The 560-nt window shown below is 42.0% G+C and carries 1 protein-coding gene; it reads left to right on the top strand.

Going from position 1 to position 560, the window contains the following annotated elements; translation table 11 throughout:
• Positions 1–560: condensation domain-containing protein (locus JO950_RS21980; RefSeq protein ID WP_237732433.1), on the top strand; the 560-nt coding region annotated here is incomplete at both ends.

The following is a 560-nucleotide window of genomic DNA, read 5'->3' as shown; positions in this document are numbered from 1 at the left end:
GTTGAATATGTAGCACCGGTAACAGAACAGGAAAAGGTTTTAGTTTCGGTATGGTCAGCGGTATTGAAAAAAGAAGGGATCGGTATCAAGGATAGTTTTTACAATCTTGGTGGAGATTCTATTAAATCTATTCGGGTAGCCGCCAGATTAAAACAACAGGGGTACAGACTTAAAGTAGAGCATTTGTTAAGTACACCGGTACTGGGAGAGTTGGCAGGGTTAATGGAGTTGACCACTCAGGATAGCAATCAAAGTGAAGTGAGCGGTGCTGTTGTGCTGACCCCAATCCAGGAATGGTTTTTCAAATCAGAGGAGATAAAAGCACATGAGTACTTCAATCAATCTGTTTTACTATATAGTAAGGAGGAGCTGGATGGCAGTATACTGGAGAAGAGCATAGAAGATTTGACGAGGCATCACGATGTCCTTCGTATGGTTTATAAACAGAATCAGGGAGTATGGGAGCAGTTTAATGAAGCTGTAAGCTCCAATCGCTGCATGATTCACTTTTATGATTTAAGAGAATCAGAAGCTGCTCAGGCTGAGATGGCACAACTAGG

Source organism: Flavobacterium sp. UGB4466, assembly GCF_903469665.1.
GTDB classification, from domain to species: Bacteria; Bacteroidota; Bacteroidia; order Flavobacteriales; family Flavobacteriaceae; genus Flavobacterium; species Flavobacterium lipolyticum.
Note: the sequence above shows the minus strand (reverse complement) of the source record. Positions and strands in the feature narration are given on the sequence as shown.